Genomic DNA, 23265 nt, shown 5'->3' with positions numbered 1-23265 from the left:
CGGCCGCCGGATGGCCACCGTGTGAAGAGTGTGTGACGCCCCCTCCGGTCCGTGCTCCGACGGGCCCCGTAGCGGCTGTTCAGGAGCTGAGCAGCCGCGCCCGGGTCGACTCCAGCTCCGCCGCCAGCACCCGCCCGGCCACCGCCGGATCACCGTCGTGCAGCGCCCGGACGAGCTCGGCGTGCGAGGCGTAGCCCTGGTTCGGATCGCCCTCGCGCAGCCCGAACAGGCCCACCAGGGCGACCAGGTGCTCCCTCAGGACCGGGGCGAACTGGGCGAACAGGTCATCCAGGACGGGGTTGTGGGCGGCGGCCACGACCGTCGTGTGCAGCGCGATGTCGGCGTCCACGAAGGCGGCGTCGTCCGCCCCGCCCGCCGCCAGGCGCGCGGCCAGCGCGGCGTCCACGGCGGCGAGGTCCGCGGCCGTACGGCGCTCGGCCGCCAGCCGGGCCGCCTGCACCTCGACCATCGTGCGCACCTCGTAGACGTGCGCCAGTTCGGCGGCGCGCAGCCGGGTGGTCCAGTCCCCGGCGGCCGGGCGGTCGGCCGTCACGAACACCCCGGAGCCCTGGCGGCTGTGCACCATTCCGGCGGCGGCGAGCGTGCGCAGCGCCTCCCGGACGGTCGAGCGCCCGACGCCCAGCTCCTTCGCGAGCGCCACCTCGCCGGGCAGCTTGCCGCCGACCGGCCACTCCCCGGACCGGATCCGCTCCTCGATCAGGGTGGCGGCCTGTTCGGCGAGGGGGGAGGGGCGGAGCGGGGGCATCGTCGTCACCTGTCAGGTTGTCTGAGTACTTCTGTCGTGGTTACCCTACCCGGCATGCAGCCGTGGAGTGCTCTCCTTCTTGGTGGCCGCAGCGGGGCGTGACCGGACCGGCACCCCGCTGCGGGGCGCCGTCCTGCCGGTCTCCGGTACCCCAGTTGAGGACCTCTCCATGCGATTCCCGACCCTGCACGCCCCCGCCGGCCCCGTCCCGGCCGACGCCCCGGCCTGGAACCCCCAGCGCGGCGGCGCCATGCCCTCCCACCGCTACCGCCCCGCCCACGAGCGGGTCCACGTCCCCGCGCTGCTGCGCCGCTGGCCCGGCCGCCGGATCGAGCGGGCCCCGCTGTGGGTGCCCGTCGACCTGCGGGACGGCAATCAGGCGCTCGCCGAGCCGATGGACCCGGCACGCAAGCAGCGGATGTTCGACCTGTTCCTGGCCATGGGCTTCAAGGAGATCGAGGTCGGCTACCCCTCCGCCAGCCGTACCGACTTCGACTTCGTCCGCCGGCTTGCCGAGCAGCCGGGGGCGGTGCCGGAGGACGTCACCGCCGTCGTCTTCACCGCCGCCCGGGCCGATCTCATCGACCGCACCTTCGAGGCCGTCGAGGGCCTGCCGAACGTGGTCGTCCACCTCTACACGGCCACCGCGCCGCTGTGGCGGGACGTCGTCCTGGGCAAGGACCGGGACGGCCTGCGGGCGCTGGTCACGGCGGCGGCCGAGCGGATGGCCCGGCTGGGGGAGGGGCGGGACGGCCTGCGCTTCCAGTTCTCGCCCGAGGTGTTCAACCTGACCGAGCCCGACTACGTACTGGAGGTCTGCAACGGCCTCACCGCGCTGTGGGACGCCTCTCCCGACCGTCCGGTGATCCACAACCTTCCGGCCACCGTCGAGATCGCCACGCCCAACGTGTACGCCGACCAGATCGAGTACGCCGACCGGCACCTGGACCGGCGCGACGCGGTGATCCTCTCCGTCCACCCCCACAACGACCGGGGCACCGGCGTCGCCTGCGCCGAACTGGCGGTGCTGGCCGGCGCCCAGCGGGTCGAGGGCTGCCTGTTCGGCAACGGCGAGCGCACCGGCAACGTCGACCTGGTGACCCTGGCGCTCAACCTCCACACCCAGGGCGTCGACCCGATGCTCGACCTCTCCGACATCGACGAGGTCCGGCGCACCGTCGAACACTGCAACCGGTTGCCGGTGCGCGAGCGGCACCCGTACGTCGGCGACCTGATGCACACCGCCTTCTCGGGCACCCACCAGGACGCCATCAAGAAGGGCTTCGCCCAGCACGCGAAGACCGCCGCCGAACTGGGCGTGCCCGAGCGGGAGGCGCCATGGTCCGTGCCGTACCTGCCGATCGACCCGGCCGACCTCGGGCGCGACTACGAGGCGGTGATCCGGGTCAACAGCCAGTCCGGCAAGGGCGGGATCGCCTACCTGCTGCAGACCGGCGCCGGGCTGGAACTGCCCCGGCGGCTGCAGACCGAGTTCGCCCGGGTGGTGCAGGAGGCGACGGACGACAGCGGACTGGAGGTCACCGGCGAGGAGCTGTACGGGCTCTTCCGGGCCGAGTACCTGGACGCGGGGGCCGGTCGGGAGTGGCGGGTCGGCGACGACTGGGCCGAGGTGGACGACCGCCGGGGCACCGGCGCCGGGCCGGTGGACGCGGTGGCGGCGGCGGTGGGGGTGGAGATCCTGTCCTTCAGCGAGCACAAGGCCGGCGGCAGCTCCGACGCGGTCGCCTACGTGGAGGGCCGGATCGACGGGGAGGTGGTCTGGGGCGTCGGGCGGGACGCCTCCGTGCTCACGGCGGGCGTACGGGCGGTGCTGAGCGCCGCCGGCCGGGCGGGCGCCGGCCGGGCCGCCGCCGGGTGCACCCCTGCCGCCCCGGCCACCGCCGGGCGGGAAAGGGCATGATGAGGCGATGAGTCCCTCCCTTCCCGTGCGCAGCCTCGCGGTCGCCGAGGCGCTGGCGGCGGCCGGCGTCGCCGGTGAGATCGTCGTCCTTCCCGACTCCGCCCGTACGGCCGCCGAGGCCGCCGCCGCCCTCGGCTGCGAGGTCGGCGCGATCGCCAACAGCCTGGTCTTCAGCTGCGACGGAGAGCCGCTGCTGGTGATGACCAGCGGTGCCCACCGGGTCGACACGGCCTTCCTGGCCGGGCAGTTGGGCGCGGGTGAGATCACCCGGGCCTCGGCCGCGCAGGTCCGCGAGGCCACCGGCCAGGCCATCGGCGGCGTCGCCCCCACCGGCCACCCGGCACCGCTGCGCACGGTCGTCGACACCGCGCTGCGGCACTACGAGGTGCTGTGGGCGGCGGCCGGGCACCCGCACACCGTCGTGCCGATGACGTACGAGGAACTGCTGCGGGTCACCGGCGGCGCGCAGAGCGCCGTGGCGCCCACGGACTGAGCCGCTCCGCTCGACGGCCCACCACCGGGAACCCGGCAGTGGGCCGTCGTGGTTGGGGGCCGTCGCGGGCTCGGGGCGTCCCTGGGGCGGGGCCGCCGTCCCAGGGACGCCGGGAACGCTAGAGGGACGCCGCCCGGCTCTCCTAGCGTCTCCCCCCGGCGGCCGGTGCGGCGGACGGACAACCTTCCCGCGCCCGTGCCTCCGCATCCCTCTCCCGCGCTCAGTCCCACCAGTGAGGAACCGTCATGAAACGCATCCCGGCCCTCGTCGCCGCGATGTTCGCCGCGCTGCTCGCGGCCGTGCTCGTCGCCCCCGCCGCCCAGGCCGCGAGCTGGCCGACCGTCCGCAACGGCGACCGCGGCGACAACGTGACCACGGTCCAGTACCTGCTGTCCGCCCGCGGCTTCGCGACCGGTGTCGACGGCGCCTTCGGTCCCGGCACCGAGGGCAAGGTCAAGAGCTTCCAGAGCGCCAACGGCCTGACCCCGGTGGACGGCGTCGTCGGCCCCGACACCTGGTCCAAGCTGATCGTCACCGTCCGCAACGGCGACAACGGCGACGCGGTCAAGGCGCTCCAGGTCCAGCTGAACGCCCACGGCGCCGGCCTGGCCGTGGACGGCGCCTTCGGCCCCGGCACCGACTCCAAGGTGCGCAACTTCCAGCAGTCCGCCGGCCTGAACCCGGTCGACGGCATCGTCGGCCCGGCCACCTGGGGCGCCCTGCTCGGCGGCGGTGGCAGCACCGGTGGCTCCGGCGGCTCCGGTGGCGACACCCTGAGCCAGTCGCAGGCCGCCTCGATGCTCTCGGCCGCCGGGATCACCTGGTCCTCCTCGGGCAACTGCTCCGACCGCAACAGCAGCAGCTGCACCTCCTTCGACGGTCTGCGCCGCGCCACGGTCGACGGCGCCATCAACCTGAAGCACGCCGTCGGCAGCTGCCCGCTGAACATCACCGGTGGCACCGAGACCGGCCACGCCGGCGGCACCTACAGCCACGGCAACGGCTACAAGCTGGACTTCGGCATGATGAGCTGCCTCACCAACTACATCCACGGCACCTTCACCCACAGCGGCACCCGCGGTGACGGCGCCGACCTGTGGACCGCTCCCTCCGGCAACATCTACGCCAACGAGGGCAGCCACTGGGACGTCACCTTCATGAACTGACGCCCGCGGCGAGCGGATCGCGGCAAGCGACACGCGGATCGCGAGGGCAGGGCCACCGGACACCTCCGGTGGCCCTGTCCTGCTGTTCCCGTTCCCCTCCGGGGGAAGGGAGTAGCCGGGACGGGACCGCGACGACTGCCGGTCCGGGCCCCGGGCCGGCCGCGATCGTCGCCGTCCGTCTGCGGTCGCACGGAGGTCAGCACCCGCAGTACCGAACGTCCGGAGGGCGATGCCGTGGCAGGTGAAGGCCCGCAGCCCGTGGGGCGAGGCTGTCGTCCGTGCGGCGGTCGTGTGCTGCTCCTGCGAGCAGGGTGTGGCTGGGGGTGGTGCCGTGACTCGCCTGGCCCGCGCGAAGAACCGCCCCGCGGGGCAGTGGCGTCCGGAGCGGAAGTCGGGAAGGCTCGGGCGCATGGTATCGGTATTGCAGAACGTGGCGATCGACTGCGCGGACGCCTATGGGCTGGCCCGCTTCTGGAGCCGGGTGACGGGCCGTCCGCTGGGCCCGGAGGACGGGCCGGGCGACCGGGAGGTCGTGGTGATGCTGGCCGAGGGGCCGGTCCTGTACTTCAATCAGGTGCCGGAGCCGAAGACGGTGAAGAACCGGGTCCACCTGTGCCTGCGGCCGGAGACCTCGCGCGAGGAGGAGGTGGAGCGGTTGCTGGGGCTCGGGGCCACGATGGTCAGCGATCTGCGGAACCCCGACGGCTCGGGGTGGGCGGTGCTCGCCGATCCGGAGGGCAACGAGTTCTGCGTGCTGCGCGGCGAGTCCGACCGGGCCGCGGCGTCCTCGTAGCGGTTGGCGGCTCCGCGCCGTCGACGGCCCGCCACCCGGTGGCGCGGGCCCGCCGCTGGTGGCGGCGGGCCGGGTGGGCACGGGGCCGGGCGGGGGCTACCGCGTGCCCGGGTCGGCGCCGGTCAGGTCGCGGCTGGCATCCCACAGGCGGGCCGCGACGGTGGTGTCGGTGAGGTTGGTCCACACCGGTTCGAGGCGGGGTTCGCCGCGCAGGCCGAAGGCGCGCGGGCCCCACAGCTGGCCGCCGCGTACGGCCGGGTCGAGCACCGCCCGGACGGCGGGCCAGGCGCCGGCGTGCTTGCCCTGGAGGAGGAGGCCTGCGGGTGCGGTGCCCAGACGTGCGGCGGTGGTCCGCACGTGGACCGGCGGCCGGGAGGGGGTCAGGGAGTCCAGCGCGCCGCCGGGGTGGACCAGCACGCTCGCCACCGTGCTGCCGGCCGTGCGGAGTCGGCGGTCGAGTTCGAGGCCGAAGTGCATCTGTGCCAGCTTCGAGCGTCCGTAGGTGCGCTTGGGCCGGTAGTCCTTCCGGGACTGCAGGTCGTCCGGATCGAGGAGTTCGGACTTCGCCGCGAAGCTGCCCATGGTGACGACGCGGGCCGCCGGGGCGGCGGACAGCAGTGGCATCAGCCAGTGGGTCAGGGCGAAGTGCCCGAGGTGGTTCGTGCCGAACATCAGCTCGTGACCGTCCCCGGTCTCCTGGCGCGGGGGGTCGTCGAGCGCCACGCCCGCGTTGAGGATCACGGCGTCCAGGCGCTCCACCCCCAGTGCGTCCGGGACCGTTCGCAGCGAGGAGAGGTCGGCGACGTCCAGCCGTACGGCGCGCAGCCGCGCTTCGGGGACGCGTGCCCGGATCGAGACCATGGCGCTCTCGGCCTTCGCGGGGTTCCGGCTGCCGAGGACGACGGTCGCCCCGGTCGCCGCCAGCTGCTCCGCGACGAAGTACCCGATCCCGGCGTTGCCGCCGGTGACCAGGAAGACGCTGCCGTCGGCACGCGGCAGCCGGTGGACGTTCCAGGGCGGGGTGGGGGATGCGGACGACATGCGGCGGGGACTCCCTCGCTGGTCAGGACGGCTGCGGCTGGCTGTGGGCGGCTCGGAACCGATGATTCCGGCCGCCGCATGCACGTTGCTCACAGATCGCTGCCAGCCCTGCCAGGAGGCCGGCATCACGCCGACACGGCCGCAGGGCGCGCTCAGAACCAGTGGGGTTCGCCGATGACCTCCGCGCCCGCCCGGGCGGCGAGCCAGGCCGCGTGTTCCTCCACGTAGGAGTGGAGGTAGACGACGTGGTCCGGCGTCCACGGGTTGTCGAGGTCGTCGGCCTCGTGGTGGGTGTTCACCTGGAGGTGCGCGTGCCTGCGGGTCCACGGCAGTCCGAGCTCCGGGCACCCGGGCCACCCCAGGTCGCCCCAGTGGACCTGCAGCCGGTCGTGGACGCGGAGCGCCGAGGTCACGGCGCTCCGCGCGTGCTGCCGGGCGGGGAGTTCGAGATCGACGGTGTAGAAGTCCGCGTACGGCAGGGGGGTGTCGCCCGGGGTGTCCGCGTCCTTCCTGATCTGCTCGTGGACCTTCGCCTCGGGAACCGCTGCCAGCAACTGCCTGAGGCGGGCCCGGCTCGACACCTTGGCCCGGAGCTCGGTGCCACCGTGGGCGGCCGCCCCTCCCAGCGCGAGGAGCCGGTCGGTGAGGGAGAAGACGGCATCGAGGTCGGGGGTGCGGAGCAGGGGGAAGGCGAGGTTGTGCGACATGGGCGTCAGTACTACCGCCCGTGTCGTTGGAGCACATCCGATTCTGTGCCCGGGGCGTTCACTGCGACTGTCGTTGCTGCGCCCCGAACCTACGGCAGATGTAGTGAGGCAGGTTGCAGTAACAACAGGTGTAGTAACTGCGGGTGTAGTAACTACACCCGCAGTCCCGCCAGCTCCTCCGCCGACAGTGCCACTGCGGCCGCCGCCGCCGAGTCGCGGATGGAGGCGGGCCGACGGGCGCCTGGGATAGGCAGGACGGCCGGGGACTGCGCCAGGTGCCACGCGAGGCACACCCGCTGCGGGCTGATGCCCCGGGCGCGGGCCAGGGCGTGGAACGGGGTGTCCGTCGTCGGTGCGTCGCTGCCCGGGTCGTCGACGGCGCTGAGCGAGATGCCGCCGAGCGGGCTCCAGGGGAGGAAGGCGAGGCCGAGTTCGGTGCACAGGTCGAGGGTGTCGCGGGTGGCGGTGTGTGCAGGGGAGAAACGGTTCTGCACGGAGACCAGGCGCTGGCCGAGGATCTCCCGTGCGGTGCGGATCTGCTCGCAGTCCACATTGGACAGGCCGACCATCCGGACGGTGCCCTCCTCGGCCAGCTCTTGCAGCGCGCCGACGGACTCCGCGAACGGGACGGCCGGGTCCGGCTTGTGCAGCTGGTAGAGGCCGATCGCCTCGACGCCGAGCCGGGCGGCCGAGGCCCGGGCGGCGCGCCGCAGGTGGCGCGGGTCACCGTCGACCGTCCAGCTGCCGTCGCCCGGGCGGCCCCGGCCGCCCTTGGTCGCCACCAGGACGCCGTCCGTGCCGCGCCCGTACGCCGCCAGGGCGCGGGCGAGCAGCTGCTCGTTGTGGCCGACCTCATCCGCGTGCCAGTGGTAGGAGTCGGCCGTGTCGATCAGCGTCACGCCCGCGTCCAGGGCGGCGTGGACGGTGGCGATCGCCTGCTCCTCGTCGGGGCGGCCCTCGACGGACAGCGGCATCGCGCCGAGGCCGATGGCGCTGACGGTGAACTCGCCGATGGTGCGGGTGAGGGCGGCCGCGCGGGCGGCGGCGGTCATGCGTGGACCTCCTTGACGGCCTCGGGAAGCCAGTCGGTGACGGCGGAGAAGCGGAAGCCCAGGCGGGCCGACCGTCCCGTGTCCATGGCGTAGCAGCGGTCGAAGGAGAACGGTGAGGGCGGCTCGCCCGCTCCCGTGGTCAGTCGGGGCTCTGTGCCGGTCACCCGGCCCACCGCTGCGCACAACTCCGCTACGTCCAGGGAGCCTTGCGAGGCCGCGTTGACCGGTCCGGTGAAGTCGGCCTTCGCGGCCCAGGCCAGGAAGCGGGCGATCTCCGCCTCGTGGACGAAGGAAGCGCGCTGCGGTGCGGTGTGGACGGCCACCGGCAGGCCGCGTCCGATCCGGTCCACGTAGTGGGCCAGCCGTCCGGTGAAGTCGGCACCGCCGAGGACGTGCGCCGTACGGACGGTGACGAGGTCGAAGGCTGCCTGCCGGGTGAGCAGTGCCTCCGCCTGGCGCTTGCCCTCGGCGTAGTGGTCGTCGACGAACCGGTTGTCGGTCCAGGGGAGTTGCAGGTCCACCGGCTCGGCCGACAGGTCGAGCGCCGGTTCGGTGAGCGGCGGGCCGCCGGGCCGGCCGAGGTGGGCGTAGACCTCGACGGTGGAGGTGAGCACGTAGCGCGCGGTGCGGTCGGCGAACACCCGGGCGGCGACGGCCGCCTGGACGGGCGTGTAGCAGACCTGGTCGACGACGGCGTCGAAGCGCCGGTCGGCGAGCGCGGCACGCAGCGCGGCCTCGTCGTCGCGGTCGGCCCGCAGGTGGGTCACACCGTGCGGGGCGGGCACCGAGCCGCGGTTGACGACGGTCACCGCCGCGCCCGCATCGCGGAGTTCCTCGACCACCCGCCTGCCGAAGTAGCGGCTCCCGCCGATCACACACACGTCCACGCCCTCGGTCCCTTCCCGTCGCTTTCGGTGGGGTCAGCCTGCCGTGGACCGGCCACCAGCAGTAGTGTCGAGATCGACGGCTCATCGTTAGGAGAACTGTTGATCGACGTCCAGCGGCTGGCGGTACTGCGGGAGGTCTCCCGCCGCGGCAGCTTCAACCAGGCGGCCCTGGCGCTGCACTGCACCCCCTCGGCCGTCTCCCAGCAGGTCGCCGCACTCGAACGCGGCCTCGGCGCGCCCGTGGTGAAGCGCTCCACCCGCGGCGTCACGCTCACCGACGCGGGCCGGCTGCTGGTCGAGGCGGCCGACGCCATCGCGGCCGAACTCACCGACACCCAGCAGCGCATCGCCCGACTGACCGCCGAGCGGACCGCGCTGACCGTCGCCACCTTCGCCAGCGGCGGACGACGACTGCTGCCCGCGGCGCTCGCCGCATTCGCCGCGGACCACCCGGAAGTGGAACTCACCATCCTGGAGGCGGAACCGGAGGAGAGCCTGCCCGCCGTCCGCGAGGGACGCGCCGACCTCGCCCTCGCCTACCACCTCGAAGGCCCGCCACCCGCCCGGCCGGGCGACCGCTCGGGGCTGGACTGGACGCAGCTCGGCGAGGACCCGCTGCGCGTCGTGCTGCCGTGCCACCACCCCGCTGCCGCCCGCTACCGGGCCCGTCCCGAGGCACCGCACCTGGCCGAACTCGCCGACCAGCGCTGGATCCTGGGCTGCCGCAAGTCCGCCGGCCAGCTCGCCCGCTACGCCGACCTGGCCGGCGTCGATCTGCGGATCTCGTGCACGGCGACGGACTACGAGTTCGCCCAGTCCCTGGTCCGCGCCGGGATCGGCATCGCGCTGATCCCCGAGATCGGCCTGGCCCGGCACCCGGACCTGGTCGCCCTCCCCCTGGCCGAACCCGGCCCCCGCCGCCACCTCGGGCTGGCCCTCGCCCGCCGCCGCCGCGGACGGGTCGCGCGGCTGGCGGAGGAACTGGCGTCCCGGCTGGCCGGGGGACCGGCGGGGGAGGGTACGGCCGCGCCGGGCGCGGACCACCGTGGCCCTGCCGGCCGTTGAGGGATCGGGCTGCGCGAACGGCTCCAGGCCCAGCCCACCCGCCGACGGGCCGGGCCGGATCTCGGCGGAGGACGCCGCGGTCGCGCTGGTGGACGAGGCGGAGCTGCCGCGCTTCGTCCAGCGCCGGTTCACCGTCGGCTACTGAGGCTCGCCGGAGGCCCGAATCCGCTGGCCCGGCGCCCGCCCGGGCGCCAGACTTCCCGTCATGCAGGCGATCGACGAACACATCGAGACCATGGCGGCCCGGCTCGCGGACGTTCCGGGTGTGGTGGGCGTGATGCTCGGCGGAAGCCGGGCGCGCGGGGCGCACCGGCCGGAGTCGGACTGGGACCTCGGCCTCTACTACCGCGGCGAGCCCGACCTCGCCGCGCTGCGGGCGCTGGCCGGGCCGGACGTGGAGGTGGCCGGTCCGGGGGGCTGGGGGCCGTGGGTGAACGGCGGGGCGTGGCTGCGCGTCGACGGGGTCGCCGTGGACTGGATCCTGCGGGACCTCGACCGGGTCGAGCGGGTGTGGGCGGACTGCCGGGCCGGCCGGTACGAGGTCGGGGTGCAGGCCGGTCACCCGCTGGGGTTCTGGTCGCCCTGCTACCCGGGCGAGGTCGCGCTCGGTCGCGTACTCGCCGATCCCGCAGGGGAATTGGCGGCCCTCCAGGCGCAGACCGCCCGGTACCCCGAGCCGTTGCGCGAGGCCCTGACGGGCGGGGCGTGGGAGGCGGAGTTCCTGGTCGGCGCCGCGGCGAAGGGTGCGGCCAGGGGCGACACCCTGTACGTCGCGCTCTGCCTCTCCCGGGCGGTGGGCGTGCTGGTGCAGGCGCTGCACGCGCGGGACCGGCGCTGGTGCCTCAACGAGAAGGGAGCGCTGGCGGTCGCCGCACAACTCCCGGGAGTCCCCTTGGACTTCGGGGAGCGGGTGGGTCGACTGCTGGGCGCTGCGGGGGAGACGCCGGAGGCGCTGGCCGCGACGGTGGACCGGGCGCGGGTGCTGGTCGGGGAGGTGATGGCCTGCCTGCGCGGATGACAGGCGGATGACAGGCGGAGGACTGGCGGAGGGCAGGCGGATGACCACGCGCGCTTCCCGCCGGTCTCAACCTACAGCGCGAGGGGGCCCTTGCGGCAAGGCCCTGGGCGTCCCGCACAATCGTCGACTCCCGGGCGGGCCTCGGGGGAAACGGGAGGAATGACGACATGCGAGTGGTGCTGTCCACGTACGGGTCCCGCGGCGACGTCCAGCCGCTGGCGGGGCTCGCGGTCAAGCTGCGGGAACTCGGCGCGCAGGTGCGGGTGTGCGCGCCGCCGGACGAGGAGTTCGCGCAGCGGCTGGCCGCCGCCGGGGTCGAGATGGTGCCGGTCGGGGACCCGGTCCGGGGGCAGGTCGGCGGGAAGCCGCCGGCGCCGGGGGACTTCCCCCGGCGGGTGGCCGCGCTGGTCGCGAAGTTCCACGAGGCGGTCGCCGAGGCCGCCGAGCCGGGCGGCGTGGTGGTGGCCACCGGCCTGTTCCCGGCCGTGGCCGGTGCCCAGGCGGCGGCCGAGGTGGTGGGCGCCCGCTTCGTGTACGTCGCCCTCCAGCCGACCATGCTGCCCTCCCCGCACCACCGGCCGTTCGAATACCCGAGCCAGCCGTACCGGCCCGGGCTGACCGGCAACCGGGAGCTGTGGGAGGACAACGTCCGGACCATGAACGCGCTGTTCGGGGAGCAGGTCAACGCCCACCGGGCGTCGGTCGGCCTGCCGACCGTGGACAACGTGCGCGACCACGTGTTCACCGACCGTCCGTGGCTGGCCACCGACCAGGTGCTCGGCCCCTGGCCGCAGCCCGCCGAACGCGAGGTCGTGCAGACCGGCGCCTGGCTGCTGGTGGACGGGCGCCCGCTGCCCGCCCGGCTGTCGGCGTTCCTGGACGCGGGCGATCCCCCGGTCTACGTGGGCTTCGGCAGCATGCCGCTGCACGGCGCCCCGGACGCCGCCCGAGTCGTCGTCGAGGCGGCCCGGGCGCACGGGCGGCGCGTCGTGCTCGCCCGGGGCTGGGCGGAACTCGCTCTTGCCGGCGCCGGCGCCGACGGCGACGCCGACTGCTTCGCCGTCGGCGAGGTCAACCAGCAGGCGCTGTTCCCGCGGGTCGCCGCCGTCGTCCACCACGGAGGCGCGGGCACCGTCACCGCGGCCGCACTGGCCGGCACCCCGCAGGTCGTGGTGCCGCAGATGGTGGACCAGCCGTACTGGGCCGAACGCGTCGCCGAGTTGGGCGTCGGCGCCGCCCACGAGGGGGCCGTCCCGACGGTCGAGTCGCTGACCGTGGCCCTCGGGCGGGCCCTCGCGCCGGAGGCCGCCGTGCGTGCGGCGGCCGTCGCGGGCGAGCTCCGCACCGACGGCGCGGAGCTGGCGGCGAAGCTGCTGCTGGGCTGACGCGCGGGCCCGCCGCACCTCCGCAGGTGCGGATCGACCGAGGAACGGCGGGAGTGGGAAGTCGGCGCCACCGACTTCCCACTCCTTCGACCACCGTCCAGGCGACCCGCAACAGCCCGAGCCCGCCCCACCCGTACCGGACCGCCCGTCGCGCCCGCGCCGTCCGACTCGTCACACCTCCACGGCAGCACCCCCACCGGCGGTCCCGCGTCGGACCACAGGCGGAGTCAGCGCGTCAGGAACTGCTCCCCGGAGTCGGGGACCGTACGGCCGTCCCTGTCGAAGTACTCCCAGAGCCTGGCCGTCTTGCCCTCCGGCCGGACCACCACCGCCTCGCGCAGCGGCGAGTCGGCCACCGTGACGAGCGGCGGCTCGGTGACCGTGCCGTCCGTCCAGGTCACCCTCACCCGGGCGATGTCGGGGCCCAGGGTCAGCCCGACGATCTCACCCGGAGCCACCGTGTCCCCCTTGCCCCGGGCGCCCAGCAGGCCGCCGGCGATGTAGGTGCCGTTGCGGGGGTCCAGCTTGCCCGGCGCCGGGCTGGTGCCCGCGGCGTCGTGGCTCAGGCGCACCCCGTCCACCGTGAAGTAGGTGTTGACGACGTCGGCGTCGGGATCGTAGTACTGGTCGACGAATTCCTTCGTCGGCTTGCCGACCGCCGAGTCGTACGGGCTGCGCTCCTGCCACAGCGCCAGCGCCTGTTCGTACGCCCGCTCCCTCGGGGCCGTCGGCCACACCGCCCGCCACAGCTTCCACTGCTTGCCGTCGGGCGTGGTGCCCTCCCCGAGCACCACCCGCACCGGGGTGAACGGGTCCCGTGGGGGTGAGGTGGCGGTCGTCGCCGGCGGAGTCGCCGGAGTCGTCGGGGTCGCCGGGGTCGCCGGTGGGCCGCCGGTGCCGGGGCCGTGACCGGTGCCGGCCGGGACCAGCGGGTGGGAGGCGGCCGACCCCGGGCGCAGCTCGGTGACCGCCCCGCCCGCCAGCACCACCACCGAGGCCAGCGCCAGCGCGCCGACCACCGTCCGGCGGCGGCGCCGGATCCGCCGGCCGCCCGCCAGGATCTCCGCCACCGGCGCCGGGCCGACCCTCGCCGTCGACGCCGCCTCGGCCAGGCCCAGCCCGACCCACAGGCCGGCGTCCTCGTTCGCGTTCGTGCTCATACCGCCCCTCCGATCTCGGTCCTGTCCTTCAGTTCCACCAGTGCCGTCACCTGCCGCAACCGCCCGATGCCCTTCGCCGCGTGGCTGCGCACCGCGCCCACCGAGCACCCCATCGCCGTGGCCGTCTGGCTGTCGCTCAGGTCCTCCCAGTACCGCAGCACCACCGCCTCCCGCTGGCGCGGTGGCAGGGTGGCGAGCGCGGCCAGCAGCGCCCCGCGCTGGTCCGAGCGGGCGAAGCCGTCCTCCGACCCCGCCGTGTCCGGGACGGCGTCCACCAGCAGCTCCGCCGGGCGGCGGCGCCAGCGGCGGGCGTGCTGGTTGACCAGGATCCGCCGCACGTAGGCGTACGGATCGTCCGCCCGGCGCACCTTCGACCAGGCCGCGCAGGCCTTCTCGGCCGCCGACTGCACCAGGTCCTCCGCCGCGTACTGCTCCCCGGCCAGCAGGAACGCCGTTCGCACCAACCGGGGCCAGGCGGCGACGATGAACGACTGGAACTCCTCGTCCCGAGCGCTCTTCGCTTCTCCCATGAGCACCTCCTCACCCACCCAGAGCCCGGGAAGGGCCGGAACCGCTTACTCCCGCCCGCTCCCCGCCTGATTCCGCGCGCCGCCGTCGGCCACGCCGTCGGCTTCGGCCCGAACCGGCTCGTCCAGGACCGGCCCCGCTGGCTACCATTCGCCGAATGATCCTCTCTCATGACGATTCGGGAACCGGACCGGCTGTTCTCCTGCTGCACTCCTCGGTGTGCGACCGGCGGATGTGGGACCCGCAGTGGCAGGCCCTCCTCGACGCCGGCCACCGTGTCGTCCGCTGCGACTTCCGCGGCTTCGGCGACACTCCGCTCCCCGACGGGCCCTACGGTGCCGCGGCCGACGTGCTCGCCCTCCTCGACCACCTGGGCATCGAGACCACCGCCGTGATCGGCGCCTCGTACGGCGGCCGCATCGCCCTCACCGCGGCAGCCCTGCGCCCCCACGCGGTCACCGTACTCGCCCTGCTCGGCGCCGGGCGACCGGGTCACGAACCCTCCGAAGCCCTGCTGACCTTCGGCGCCCGGGAGGACGAACTGCTGGAGGCGGGCGACGTCGAGGCCGCCGTCGAACTCAACGTCCGCACCTGGCTGGGCCCGGATGCCGACGAGGAGACCCGCGAGTTCGTCCGGCGGATGCAGCGCCACAACTTCGACGTTCAGCTGGAGGCGACCGGCGGCCCGGACAAGGAGGACGTCGACCTCACCCGAATCACCGCCCCCACCCTGGCGATCGCCGGCGCCCACGACCTCCCGGACTTCCGCCACATCGCCGCCGAACTCCCCGCCGTCCTTCCCGACGCCCGCCACCTCGAACTGCCCTGGGCCGGCCACCTCCCCAGCCTGGAACGCCCCGCCGAGGTCACCGCACTCCTCACGGACTTCCTGCGGGACCCGTCGGCCCGGGGCTGAGGAGCGGGTATCCGGCCCGCGCTTCGACCTTCAACCAGGCCTTCGGCCGGGACGCCCGGGAGAGCGCCGCCTCCGCCGGGGCGGGCCCGGTCGACACCCCGCTGCTCCACCGCGATCCGACAACGGCCGTGGGGGGCCGATGCCGGGCACCTTGCCCGGGAGGAGCAGCCCGAAGTCCGGGCGGTCAAGCGGGAGTTCACCGCCGGTAGGACGTAGGCGGGGTCAAGGAGAAAGCGTGCGGCCGGGGAGGGCCGGGTACGTACCGGTCCCCGGCGACTATCGGCCAGCCGGGGAAAGGGCCGGACTCGAACGTCTGTCGGGCGCCATGATGGGTGGGTGCACTTCACTTCGGAGACCAGCGCGGACGGCGTCACGGAACGCCGTTTCGTCCATGACGGTGTGCCCGGCGTGCTCTGGCACCCGGCCGGATCGGCCCCCGGCGGACGGCCGTTGGTGCTGCTGGGGCACGGTGGTGGGCAGCACAAGCTGGGGCCGCGCGACCGGGCCCGGGGGTGCGTGACGCGGTACGGGTGGGCGGCGGTGGCGCTCGACGCGCCCGGGCACGGCGAGCGGGAACGCACCGCGCAGGACGAGCGGTTCGCCACCGAGGTCGGGGAGCTGCTGGCGGCCGGGCGGCCGATCAGCGCCTGGGTGGCGCGGCACACGGCGGCGCTCGCGGAGCGGGCCGTGCCCCAGTGGCGGGCGGTGCTGGACGCGCTGGAGGGTCTGGACGGGGCGGGCGGGGGCCTCGGGCCGACCGGGTACTGGGGGTTGTCGCTCGGGACGGTGATCGGCATCCCGCTCGCGGCGGCCGAACCCCGCATCCGGGCCGCCGTGTTCGGGCTCGCGGGTCACGCCTCGCTGATGGAGCCGGCCGGGCGGGTGGCGGTGCCGGTGCAGTTCGTCCTGCAGTGGGACGACGAGCTCCAGCCGCGTGAGGCCGCTTTGGCGCTGTACGGTGCGCTGGGCTCGCGGGAGAGGACGCTGCACGCCAATCCGGGCGGTCACCTGGCGGTGCCCGAGTTCGAGTCGGCTGCCTCGGAGCGCTTCCTGCTCGGCCATCTCGGCCGGAGGGCGCCCGCGGCCGGGGCAGGGGCCGGAGCGACCCCCCACGCAGGCCCCGAAGCGGCCTGACCTCCCGCGTGGAGCCCGCCGTCGCATCCAGGTGCGATCGCACCCCGAAGCGGCCACGTTTCCGTCACACGGGCCCCGCGCCTCCCAGCGTCCCCTCAGCCTTCCCCCAGCTTCGGATGCCCGTATTGCCGGTATGGCCGGAGTTTGTCGGGGATTGCTCGGCATGGTCATATTCCGGCGATTGTCCGTGGCGAGTAAAACTTCGCAAAGAATTGCCCTCTTCCACAACTTGGCCGCGCCGAACGTTCAACAGAATGTTGCAGCTCAGCGCACCAGTCGTGACTCTGGGTCGATTTGACGTAACGCCAGGTTCCCATCCCGCTCGCGAATCCGCAGGAGTACGGTTCCCCACGAACCGCCGAAGGGGCTCCCGAGCAATCTCCCGAGCCCCCTCGGCCGTACCGGGGAATTGGTGCGCCGTATGGGCCGTATGGGTCAACAAAAGGGTGGGAAAGGAGTCCGGGAAGGGGCTTCGGCTGACGCCCGTCCGCTATCCGTCGAGTCGTTCGGCGCGCCGGCCGAGGCCGTCGGGCAGGGGCTGCTCGGCCACAGCGGCGTGCTGGTGGCGCTGGCGCTGTGCGGGGTGTTCGTCGCCCCCGACGGCTGGAGCGCGGCCTACGCCGTGATCGGTGCGGCCGCCGCGACCGTGCTGACCCCGGCGCTCGGCGCGATCACCGCGCCGTTCGGCGGCCACGCCTTCACGTGGCCGTTCGTCCTGACCACCATGCTGTTCCTGGCGGCGGTGCCGGTGATTCCCCGGCTGCGCCGGGTCTGAATCCCAGGCGCCCGAACCCGGTATTGCGCCGCTCAACTGCCTTTCGTGTCGTCGGACTTGCGTTGCGTCGGTTTCTCGGAAAGGAGTAGTGGTTCCTGTGAATCTCTCCCCGCGTGAGATGGACAAGCTCTACATCTACGTCGTGGCCGACCTGGCCCGCAAACGCCGCGACCGCGGCGTCAAGCTCAACTACAGCGAGGCCTGCGCGCTGATCAGCGAGGCCATCATGGAGGGCGCCCGGGACGGCCGCACCGTCGCCGAGTGCATGGAGATCGGCAAGCAGGTCGTCAGCAACGCGGACGTCATGCCCGGAGTGCGCGAGATGCTGCCGCTGCTCCAGGTCGAGGCCGCGTTCCTGGACGGCACCAGGCTGGTCTCCTGCCACGACCCCGTCGGCGCCTGAACGATGACCACACCTCAGCCCGTGCCGGTCGTCCTGGCCGGCGGGCACGAGAGCGACGGCGGCCGCGACCTGGCGGGCCTGGTCATCCCGGGATCCGGCGCGCCCGCCGGGCACGGCCCGGTCGTCCACGCCGCGGCGCCGGCCGGACGACCGCTCGCCGAAGCCGTCCGCTCGGCCCTGGTGGCGGGGGGCGGCGCGCCGGTCTGCGTCGTACCCATGACCCTCGGACGGGACCCGAAGCTGGTCGCCGACACCGCCCGGGCCCTGCGCTGGCTCGCCGCCGGTGAGGGCTGCGGACGGCTCGCGCTCACGGCGCCCTTCGGCGCGGCCGGGCACCTGGTCGGCTGGCTGCGCGCGGCAGCGGCCTCCGCCGGCAGCGGGGATGCCGTTCTCGTCACCGCACCGGCGGCCGGCCCGTTCGAGGACGCCGAACTCTTCCGGATCGCCCGCCTGGTCCGCCAGTACGGGCGGCACCGCACGGTCGAGGTGGCCTTCGCGGGCGGCGACCCCGGCCCGGCCGAGGGCGTCGAACGCTGCCGGTTGCTCGGCGCGGACCGGATCACGGCCGTCCCGGCCTCCTTCGGCCCGGCCCTGCCGGAAGGCCTTCGGGACGGCGGCGTACGGGACGGCGGCCCGTTGCTGCGGCCGTCCGCGATCGCCGGCGTGGTCGCGGCCCGCACGGCGGCGGCCCTGCACCTGCTCGGCCACGGCGAGGACGGCATCGCGGCCGGCCTCGACGCCGAACACGGCCACGGCTACGTCCACAGCCACGGCCCGGCCGAGGACCACCACGACCACCACCACAGCCACAGCAGCACCCACCCCCACCCCCACTCCCGCTCCCACACCCCCGCGAGCACTCCCGCACACACCCCCCACTGAACCGGCAGAGAGGAAGGCCAGCCATGTCCGGTGGCGCCGCATACCTGTACGGCGACGACCCGGTGGAGATCAACGCCGGCCGAGCCAAGGCCACGATCACGGTCAGCAACACGGGCGACCGGGCGATCCAGGTCGGCTCCCACTACCACTTCTTCGAGGCCAACCGCGCCCTCGACTTCGACCGCAACGCCGCCTTCGGCAAGCACCTCGACATCCCGGCCGGCACCGCCGTCCGCTTCGAGCCCGGCGACACCAAGGACGTCACGCTCGCCGAGTTCGGCGGACACCGCCGCCTGGTGGGCTTCAGCAACCTCGTGGACGGCGGCATCACCGCGCGCGACACCCGCACCCGCGCCATCGACCGCGCGATCGCCCGCGGCTTCAAGGGCACCAACCTCGATGACAAGGACGACGAGCCCCGCGCGGGGCAGCACCACACACACCACCGGAACGAAGGTGTCCGCTGATGGCCATCCTGTCCCGCAAGCAGTACACCGACCTCTTCGGCCCCACCGTCGGAGACCGCTTCCACCTCGCCGACACCAACCTCGTGGTCGAGGTCGAGCAGGACTTCAACCAGGGCCACTACGGCGACGAGGCCGTCTACGGCGGCGGCAAGGGCATCCGCGACGGCATGGCCCAGGACCCGGCCGCCACCGCCGCCCAGGGCGCGCTCGACCTGGTCGTCACCAACGTCGTCGTGATGGACCCGGTGCTCGGCGTCGTGAAGGGCGACATCGGCGTCAAGGACGGCTTCATCACCGCCGTCGGCAAGGCCGGCAACCCGCACACCCAGAGCGGGGTGCACCCGAAGCTGGTGATCGGCCCCGGCACCGAGGTGATCTCCGGCGAGCACCTGATCGCCACCGCCGGCGGCATCGACACCCACATCCACTTCATCGCCCCGCAGCAGGCGCAGGAGGCGCTGAGCAACGGCATCACCACCCTGATCGGCGGCGGCACCGGCCCGTCCGACGGCACCAACGGCACCACCTGCACCCCCGGCCCCTGGAACATCGGCCGGATGTACCAGGCCGTGGAAGACCTCCCGGTCAACGTCGGCCTGCTCGGCAAGGGCAACGGCTCCCTGCCGGGGGCGCTGCGCGAGCAGGTCGAGGCGGGAGTGTGCGGCCTCAAGGTGCACGAGGACTGGGGCAGCACCCCGGCCGCGATCGACAGCGCGCTCGGCGTCGCCGACGAGTACGACGTGCAGGTGGCCATCCACACCGACACCCTCAACGAGTCCGGCTTCTTCGAGGACACCCTGTCCGCGATCGACGGCCGCACCATCCACACCTTCCACACCGAGGGCGCGGGCGGCGGGCACGCCCCCGACATCATGCGGATCGCCGGCGAGCCCAACGTGCTGCCGTCCTCCACCAACCCGACGCTGCCCTACACCGTCAACTCGGTGGACGAGCTGCTGGACATGGTGATGGTCTGCCACCACCTCAGCCACGACATCCCCGAGGACGTCTCCTTCGCCGACTCCCGGGTGCGCGCCGAGACCATCGCCGCCGAGACCGTGCTGCACGACGAGGGCGTCATCTCGATCTTCTCCTCCGACTCCCAGGCCATGGGCCGGATCGGCGAGTCCTTCACCCGCGCCTTCCAGACCGCCCACCACTGCAAGGAGCAGCGCGGCAAGCTGGCCGGCGACAGCGAGCGCAACGACAACTTCCGAGTGCTGCGCTACCTCGCCAAGCTCACCATCAACCCGGCGATCGCCTCCGGCACCGCCGAGCACATCGGCTCGCTGGAGCCCGGCAAGCTGGCCGACATCGTGCTCTGGCCGATCAACTCCTTCGGCGCCAAGCCCAAGATGGTCATCAAGGGCGGCATCATCAACTGGGCGCTGATGGGCGACCCGAACGCCTCGCTGCCCACCCCGCAGCCGGTCTACTACCGCCCGATGTACGGCGCGTTCGGACGGGCCAGGCAGGCCACCCGGATCAGCTTCATGTCCCGGGCCGCCGTCGAACTCGGCGTGCCCGCCCGGCTCGGCCTGGACAGCCGGGTGCTGCCGGTGCGGCACTGCCGATCGGTCGGCAAGCAGCACATGCTGCGCAACGACGCCCTCCCGAAGATCGCGGTCGACCCGGAGACGTACAAGGTCACCCTGGACGGCGAGCCCGCCACCATCGAGCCGGCCCGCGAACTGCCGCTCAACCACCTGTTCTACCTCGCATGAGCAGCCTCCCGGGAGACGGGCTGGACGCCCTGCTGGTCAGCCTCCAGCTGACCGACTCCGCCTTCCCCAGCGGCTTCTACACCCTCTCCCACGGCCTGGAGGGCTACGCCCAGGCGAAGGCCGTCACCCCCGACACGGTGCCCGAGCTGCTCGCCGACCTGCTGCGGCACAGCGTCGGACCGTCCGACGCGACGGCGCTGGCGTTGGCCCACCGGGCCGCGTCGGAGGGCGACCGGGAGCTGCTGGCCGAGATCGACCAGCGGCTGCACGCCACCAAGCTCAACCGCGAGCTGAGGCTCGCCGCCACCCGCACCGGGCGCCAACTCCTCGACATCGCGCGGGAGTCGGTGGGCGGCGAGCCGCTGGAGCGGTACGCGGAACTGGTCGCCGACAAGCGCGCCCCCGGCTGCCAGGCGGTGGCCGCCGGGGTCGCGTACGCCTCGGCCGCCGTACCGGTCGGACAGGCCGTCGCCAGCGACCTGTTCGCCTTCTGCGCCAGCTTCGTCGGCGCCGCGCTGCGGCTGCGGCTGACCGACCACCGCAGGGCGCAGGTGGTGCTGCGGGCCGCCGGCCCGGTGATCCGGGAGGTGGTCGCCGCCGCACTGGAACGGGAGCTGGCCGACCTCGGCGGCTGCGTACCGGTCGCCGACGCGATGTCCGGGCGGCACGAGCGGGCCGAGGCCCGGCTGTTCGCGAGCTGAACACACCTACGATCGAAGGGAATCGCATGACCGACAACGTGCTCCGGGTGGGCATCGGCGGACCGGTCGGCTCGGGCAAGACGGCGCTGATCGAGGCGCTGGTGCCGGTGCTGATCGCGCGCGGCCACCGCCCGGCGGTCATCACCAACGACATCTACACCCAGGAGGACGCCCAGCACGTCCGCCGCACCCTCGCCGGGGTGCTCGACCCCGAGCGGGTCGTCGGCGTGGAGACCGGCGCCTGCCCGCACACCGCCGTACGGGACGACCCGACGATGAACCTCGCCGCCGGGGCCGAGATGCTGGAGCGCTTCCCGGACGTCGACACCCTGCTGTTCGAGTCCGGCGGTGACAACCTCACCCTGACCTTCAGCCCGGTGCTGGTCGACCTCTTCCTGTTCGTCCTCGACACCGCCGAGGGCGAGAAGATGCCCCGCAAGCGCGGCCCGGGCATCACCGAGTCGGAGCTGCTGGTGATCAACAAGATCGACATCGCCCAGTACGTCCGCGCCGACCTCGGCATCATGGAGTCCGACGCCCGCAGGGTGCGCGAGGACCGGCCGGTGGTGCTCACCAACTGCCTGACGGGGGAGGGGCTGGAGGACATCGCCACCTTCCTGGAGACCTTCCGGAAGGTCCCGGCGTGACGGCGGCACCGGTGGCCGACCCTCCCCGGCTCGACCCCCGGCACTACGAGCCGGCCCGCGTCCCGCAGCAGGTCCGCCGGTACGCCGGAACGCCCGACACCCTCGCGGTCGGGCGCCCCGGCAAGGTCGGGCTGCTGGAACTGGCCTTCGAGCGGATCGGCGCGCGCACCGAACTCACCGGCCACTACCAGAGGTCGCCGCTGCAGATCATGCGCCCGCTCCACTTCGACCCGGCCCGCCCCGACCTCGCCGTCACCTTCCTGATGTCCACCGGCGGCGGCATCCTCCAGGCGGACCGGCTGCGCACCGACATCCGCTGCGGCGCCGACACGGCCGTCCACCTGACCACCCAGGCGGCCACCAAGGTCTACCGGATGGAGCACGACTACGCGACCCAGCTCTTCCACCTGGAGGCGGGGCCCGGCGCCTACGTGGAGTACCTGCCCGAGCCGGTGATCCCCTTCGTCGACTCCCGCTTCTACCAGCGCACCGTACTCACCGTGGACCCCGGCGCGACGGTGCTGGCCGGCGAGACCGTCCTCGCCGGCCGGCTGGCCCGCGGCGAGCGCAACGCCTACCGGGTGTTCGCCTCGGACCTCGAAGTGCGCCGCCCGGGCGGGGACCTGGTCGCCCTGGACACGGTACGGCTGGAGCCCGCCGGCGGCGGCGTGGCCGGCCCGGCCGTGCTCGGCGGGCACGACGTGATGGCCAGCCTGTACGTGCTCAGCCCGCTCGCCCCGGCGGCCCGGATCGCCGACGTGCTGCACGAGGCCCTGGCGGGGCGCGGCCTGCTGTACGGGGTCAGCGTGCTGCCGCAGGACAGCGGCGCCTGGCTGCGGTTGCTCGACTCCGACACCCGGGCCTGCGCGGCCGCGCTGCGGGCCGCCTGGGAGGCGGTGCGCCGGCTGCTGATCGGAGTGCCGGCGCCGGAGCTGCGGAAGACCTAGAGGTCCTTCTCCGCGAGCCGGGCGGTCTGCCGGTGGCTGAGCTCGACCGTGCGGTTCATGTGCCGCAGCAGGAAGGGACCCGGCGGCGGTCGGCCTCGTCCCGCTGCAGGCCACCAGGCTCGGCACTACGTCGGCTACCCCGGGATGACCCGACCGTTCGAACGCGTCTGGCGGGACCGGGCGGTGCCCACGGGCTGAGGCGCGGGCGTACGGTTGCCGGGTGAGATCGAGGACACCGCGCCGCATCCACGTGGACGACCGCGACTACCGCTGGGTGGTCCGCCTCCGCGACAGCGCCCACGTGGACGTCCGCGTCTGGCTCGACCACCCGGGCGGCCCCTACCGGCCGCTCGTCGTGACGCACCGCTTCGACGACCCGTGGCTGCACTACGGCATCCTGCTGACGGCCCCGCCCGAACGCGTCCGCGAGGTCCTCCGGTTGGAACCCGTCAAGCCCGCCCTCGTCGCCGGCCTGATCCGGGCGGGCCTCGCGGCCGGCTGGCAGCCGGAGGAGAAGGGCGCCGCCCTGTACACGGAGTCGATCAGTTAGCTGACCCACCGCTCGCGCGCCGCCGAATGGCCTCCTGCCGCTGACACCCGCTCATGCCGCCGCGCCGGCCGTTTGGGTCGGCCGGCGCGGTGGTGTGGTGGTGGGTGGATTGCTGGTTCAGCGGCTGGTGCCGCCGG

General features: G+C 73.9%; 26 protein-coding genes and 1 pseudogene. 20 read left to right on the top strand and 7 right to left on the bottom strand.

The window, feature by feature from the left end; translation table 11 throughout:
• Positions 1-79: 79 nt before the first annotated feature.
• Entirely contained in the window at positions 80-766 is a 687-nt protein-coding gene (locus tag ACFV1W_RS30685) for a FadR/GntR family transcriptional regulator (protein WP_380420538.1), read from the bottom strand.
• Between the two features lie 169 nt (positions 767-935).
• On the opposite strand from ACFV1W_RS30685, the gene ACFV1W_RS30680 reads away from it, so the two are divergent.
• The 5 genes and pseudogenes from ACFV1W_RS30680 to ACFV1W_RS30660 all read left to right on the top strand — a co-directional run bounded on the left by ACFV1W_RS30680 (position 936) and on the right by ACFV1W_RS30660 (position 5139).
• Positions 936-2687, top strand: coding sequence for a 2-isopropylmalate synthase (locus tag ACFV1W_RS30680; protein WP_380420525.1), 1752 nt, complete (start codon positions 936-938; stop codon positions 2685-2687).
• Between the two features lie 7 nt (positions 2688-2694).
• Complete coding sequence (locus tag ACFV1W_RS30675) at positions 2695-3180, top strand: YbaK/EbsC family protein (RefSeq protein ID WP_380420524.1); 486 nt, start codon at positions 2695-2697, stop codon at positions 3178-3180.
• A gap of 245 nt (positions 3181-3425) precedes the next feature.
• Positions 3426-3695: pseudogene (locus tag ACFV1W_RS30670) on the top strand (peptidoglycan-binding protein); the annotation flags it as partial.
• Complete coding sequence (locus ACFV1W_RS30665) at positions 3669-4346, top strand: peptidoglycan-binding protein (RefSeq protein ID WP_380420537.1); 678 nt, start codon at positions 3669-3671, stop codon at positions 4344-4346. The pseudogene ACFV1W_RS30670 and the gene ACFV1W_RS30665, both read left to right, overlap by 27 nt.
• A 409-nt stretch (positions 4347-4755) precedes the next feature.
• Positions 4756-5139 (top strand): VOC family protein, encoded by a 384-nt coding sequence (locus ACFV1W_RS30660; protein ID WP_380420523.1) that lies wholly within the window; start codon positions 4756-4758, stop codon positions 5137-5139.
• A gap of 96 nt (positions 5140-5235) precedes the next feature.
• On the opposite strand, the gene ACFV1W_RS30655 is transcribed toward ACFV1W_RS30660, so the two are convergent.
• The 4 genes from ACFV1W_RS30655 to ACFV1W_RS30640 all read right to left on the bottom strand — a co-directional run bounded on the left by ACFV1W_RS30655 (position 5236) and on the right by ACFV1W_RS30640 (position 8826).
• The gene (locus ACFV1W_RS30655; protein ID WP_380420522.1) at positions 5236-6180 is read right to left on the bottom strand and encodes an SDR family NAD(P)-dependent oxidoreductase; all 945 of its coding nucleotides are present in this window, start codon (positions 6178-6180) and stop codon (positions 5236-5238) included.
• A 152-nt stretch (positions 6181-6332) separates the two neighbouring features.
• Positions 6333-6887, bottom strand: a complete 555-nt coding sequence (locus tag ACFV1W_RS30650; protein WP_380420521.1) for a hypothetical protein — start codon at positions 6885-6887, stop codon at positions 6333-6335.
• Between the two features lie 152 nt (positions 6888-7039).
• Positions 7040-7939, bottom strand: a complete 900-nt coding sequence (locus ACFV1W_RS30645; protein ID WP_380420520.1) for an aldo/keto reductase — start codon at positions 7937-7939, stop codon at positions 7040-7042.
• Positions 7936-8826 carry an NAD-dependent epimerase/dehydratase family protein gene (locus ACFV1W_RS30640; protein ID WP_380420519.1) on the bottom strand — a complete coding sequence of 297 codons (891 nt, stop codon included), beginning with the start codon at positions 8824-8826 and terminating at the stop codon, positions 7936-7938. Before ACFV1W_RS30640 ends, ACFV1W_RS30645 begins: the two co-directional genes overlap by 4 nt.
• A gap of 99 nt (positions 8827-8925) precedes the next feature.
• Between ACFV1W_RS30640 and ACFV1W_RS30635 the strand changes: the two genes are divergently transcribed.
• From ACFV1W_RS30635 to ACFV1W_RS30620, 4 genes are all read left to right on the top strand, one after another.
• Positions 8926-9891, top strand: coding sequence for a LysR family transcriptional regulator (locus tag ACFV1W_RS30635; protein ID WP_380420518.1), 966 nt, complete (start codon positions 8926-8928; stop codon positions 9889-9891).
• Positions 9872-10036, top strand: a complete 165-nt coding sequence (locus tag ACFV1W_RS30630) for a hypothetical protein (protein ID WP_380420517.1) — start codon at positions 9872-9874, stop codon at positions 10034-10036. The genes ACFV1W_RS30635 and ACFV1W_RS30630 overlap by 20 nt, the downstream gene beginning before the upstream one ends.
• Positions 10037-10096: 60 nt before the next feature.
• Positions 10097-10909: a nucleotidyltransferase domain-containing protein gene (locus tag ACFV1W_RS30625; protein ID WP_380420516.1), complete on the top strand. Its 813-nt coding sequence runs from the start codon at positions 10097-10099 to the stop codon at positions 10907-10909.
• Between the two features lie 167 nt (positions 10910-11076).
• Positions 11077-12294, top strand: coding sequence for a glycosyltransferase (locus ACFV1W_RS30620; RefSeq protein ID WP_380420515.1), 1218 nt, complete (start codon positions 11077-11079; stop codon positions 12292-12294).
• A gap of 227 nt (positions 12295-12521) precedes the next feature.
• Here ACFV1W_RS30620 and ACFV1W_RS30615 read toward each other — a convergent pair whose 3' ends face one another.
• Both ACFV1W_RS30615 and ACFV1W_RS30610 read right to left on the bottom strand, forming a co-directional pair.
• Positions 12522-13454, bottom strand: coding sequence for a hypothetical protein (locus tag ACFV1W_RS30615; RefSeq protein ID WP_380420514.1), 933 nt, complete (start codon positions 13452-13454; stop codon positions 12522-12524).
• The gene (locus ACFV1W_RS30610) at positions 13451-13984 is read right to left on the bottom strand and encodes a SigE family RNA polymerase sigma factor (RefSeq protein WP_380420513.1); all 534 of its coding nucleotides are present in this window, start codon (positions 13982-13984) and stop codon (positions 13451-13453) included. The genes ACFV1W_RS30615 and ACFV1W_RS30610 overlap by 4 nt, the downstream gene beginning before the upstream one ends.
• Positions 13985-14139: 155 nt before the next feature.
• Between ACFV1W_RS30610 and ACFV1W_RS30605 the strand changes: the two genes are divergently transcribed.
• From ACFV1W_RS30605 to ACFV1W_RS30555, 11 genes are all read left to right on the top strand, one after another.
• A complete protein-coding gene (locus ACFV1W_RS30605) occupies positions 14140-14898 on the top strand; it encodes an alpha/beta fold hydrolase (RefSeq protein ID WP_380420512.1) in 759 nt (252 codons plus the stop codon).
• Between the two features lie 336 nt (positions 14899-15234).
• Entirely contained in the window at positions 15235-16032 is a 798-nt protein-coding gene (locus ACFV1W_RS30600; protein WP_380420511.1) for an alpha/beta hydrolase, read from the top strand.
• Positions 16033-16462: 430 nt separating this feature from the next.
• Positions 16463-16807, top strand: coding sequence for an urea transporter (locus ACFV1W_RS30595; RefSeq protein ID WP_380420510.1), 345 nt, complete (start codon positions 16463-16465; stop codon positions 16805-16807).
• A gap of 97 nt (positions 16808-16904) precedes the next feature.
• Positions 16905-17210 (top strand): urease subunit gamma, encoded by a 306-nt coding sequence (locus ACFV1W_RS30590; RefSeq protein WP_380420509.1) that lies wholly within the window; start codon positions 16905-16907, stop codon positions 17208-17210.
• A 3-nt stretch (positions 17211-17213) separates the two neighbouring features.
• Positions 17214-18092, top strand: coding sequence for a sirohydrochlorin chelatase (locus ACFV1W_RS30585; RefSeq protein WP_380420508.1), 879 nt, complete (start codon positions 17214-17216; stop codon positions 18090-18092).
• A 23-nt stretch (positions 18093-18115) separates the two neighbouring features.
• The gene (locus tag ACFV1W_RS30580) at positions 18116-18559 is read left to right on the top strand and encodes an urease subunit beta (RefSeq protein ID WP_380420507.1); all 444 of its coding nucleotides are present in this window, start codon (positions 18116-18118) and stop codon (positions 18557-18559) included.
• On the top strand, positions 18559-20283 hold the full coding sequence (gene ureC / locus ACFV1W_RS30575) for an urease subunit alpha (RefSeq protein ID WP_380420506.1): 1725 nt from the start codon (positions 18559-18561) through the stop codon (positions 20281-20283). Before ACFV1W_RS30580 ends, ureC begins: the two co-directional genes overlap by 1 nt.
• A complete protein-coding gene (locus ACFV1W_RS30570) occupies positions 20280-20984 on the top strand; it encodes an urease accessory protein UreF (RefSeq protein WP_380420505.1) in 705 nt (234 codons plus the stop codon). The genes ureC and ACFV1W_RS30570 overlap by 4 nt, the downstream gene beginning before the upstream one ends.
• Before the next feature lie 26 nt (positions 20985-21010).
• A complete protein-coding gene (gene ureG / locus ACFV1W_RS30565; protein WP_380420504.1) occupies positions 21011-21631 on the top strand; it encodes an urease accessory protein UreG in 621 nt (206 codons plus the stop codon).
• Positions 21628-22578 carry an urease accessory protein UreD gene (locus tag ACFV1W_RS30560; protein WP_380420503.1) on the top strand — a complete coding sequence of 317 codons (951 nt, stop codon included), beginning with the start codon at positions 21628-21630 and terminating at the stop codon, positions 22576-22578. The genes ureG and ACFV1W_RS30560 overlap by 4 nt, the downstream gene beginning before the upstream one ends.
• A gap of 220 nt (positions 22579-22798) precedes the next feature.
• Positions 22799-23128, top strand: coding sequence for a hypothetical protein (locus tag ACFV1W_RS30555; RefSeq protein WP_380420502.1), 330 nt, complete (start codon positions 22799-22801; stop codon positions 23126-23128).
• The last annotated feature ends 137 nt before the right edge of the window (positions 23129-23265 follow it).

Source organism: Kitasatospora sp. NPDC059648 (assembly GCF_042734825.1).
Taxonomy (GTDB): domain Bacteria; phylum Actinomycetota; class Actinomycetes; order Streptomycetales; family Streptomycetaceae; genus Kitasatospora.
This window is presented reverse-complemented; position numbering and strand designations above follow the sequence as displayed.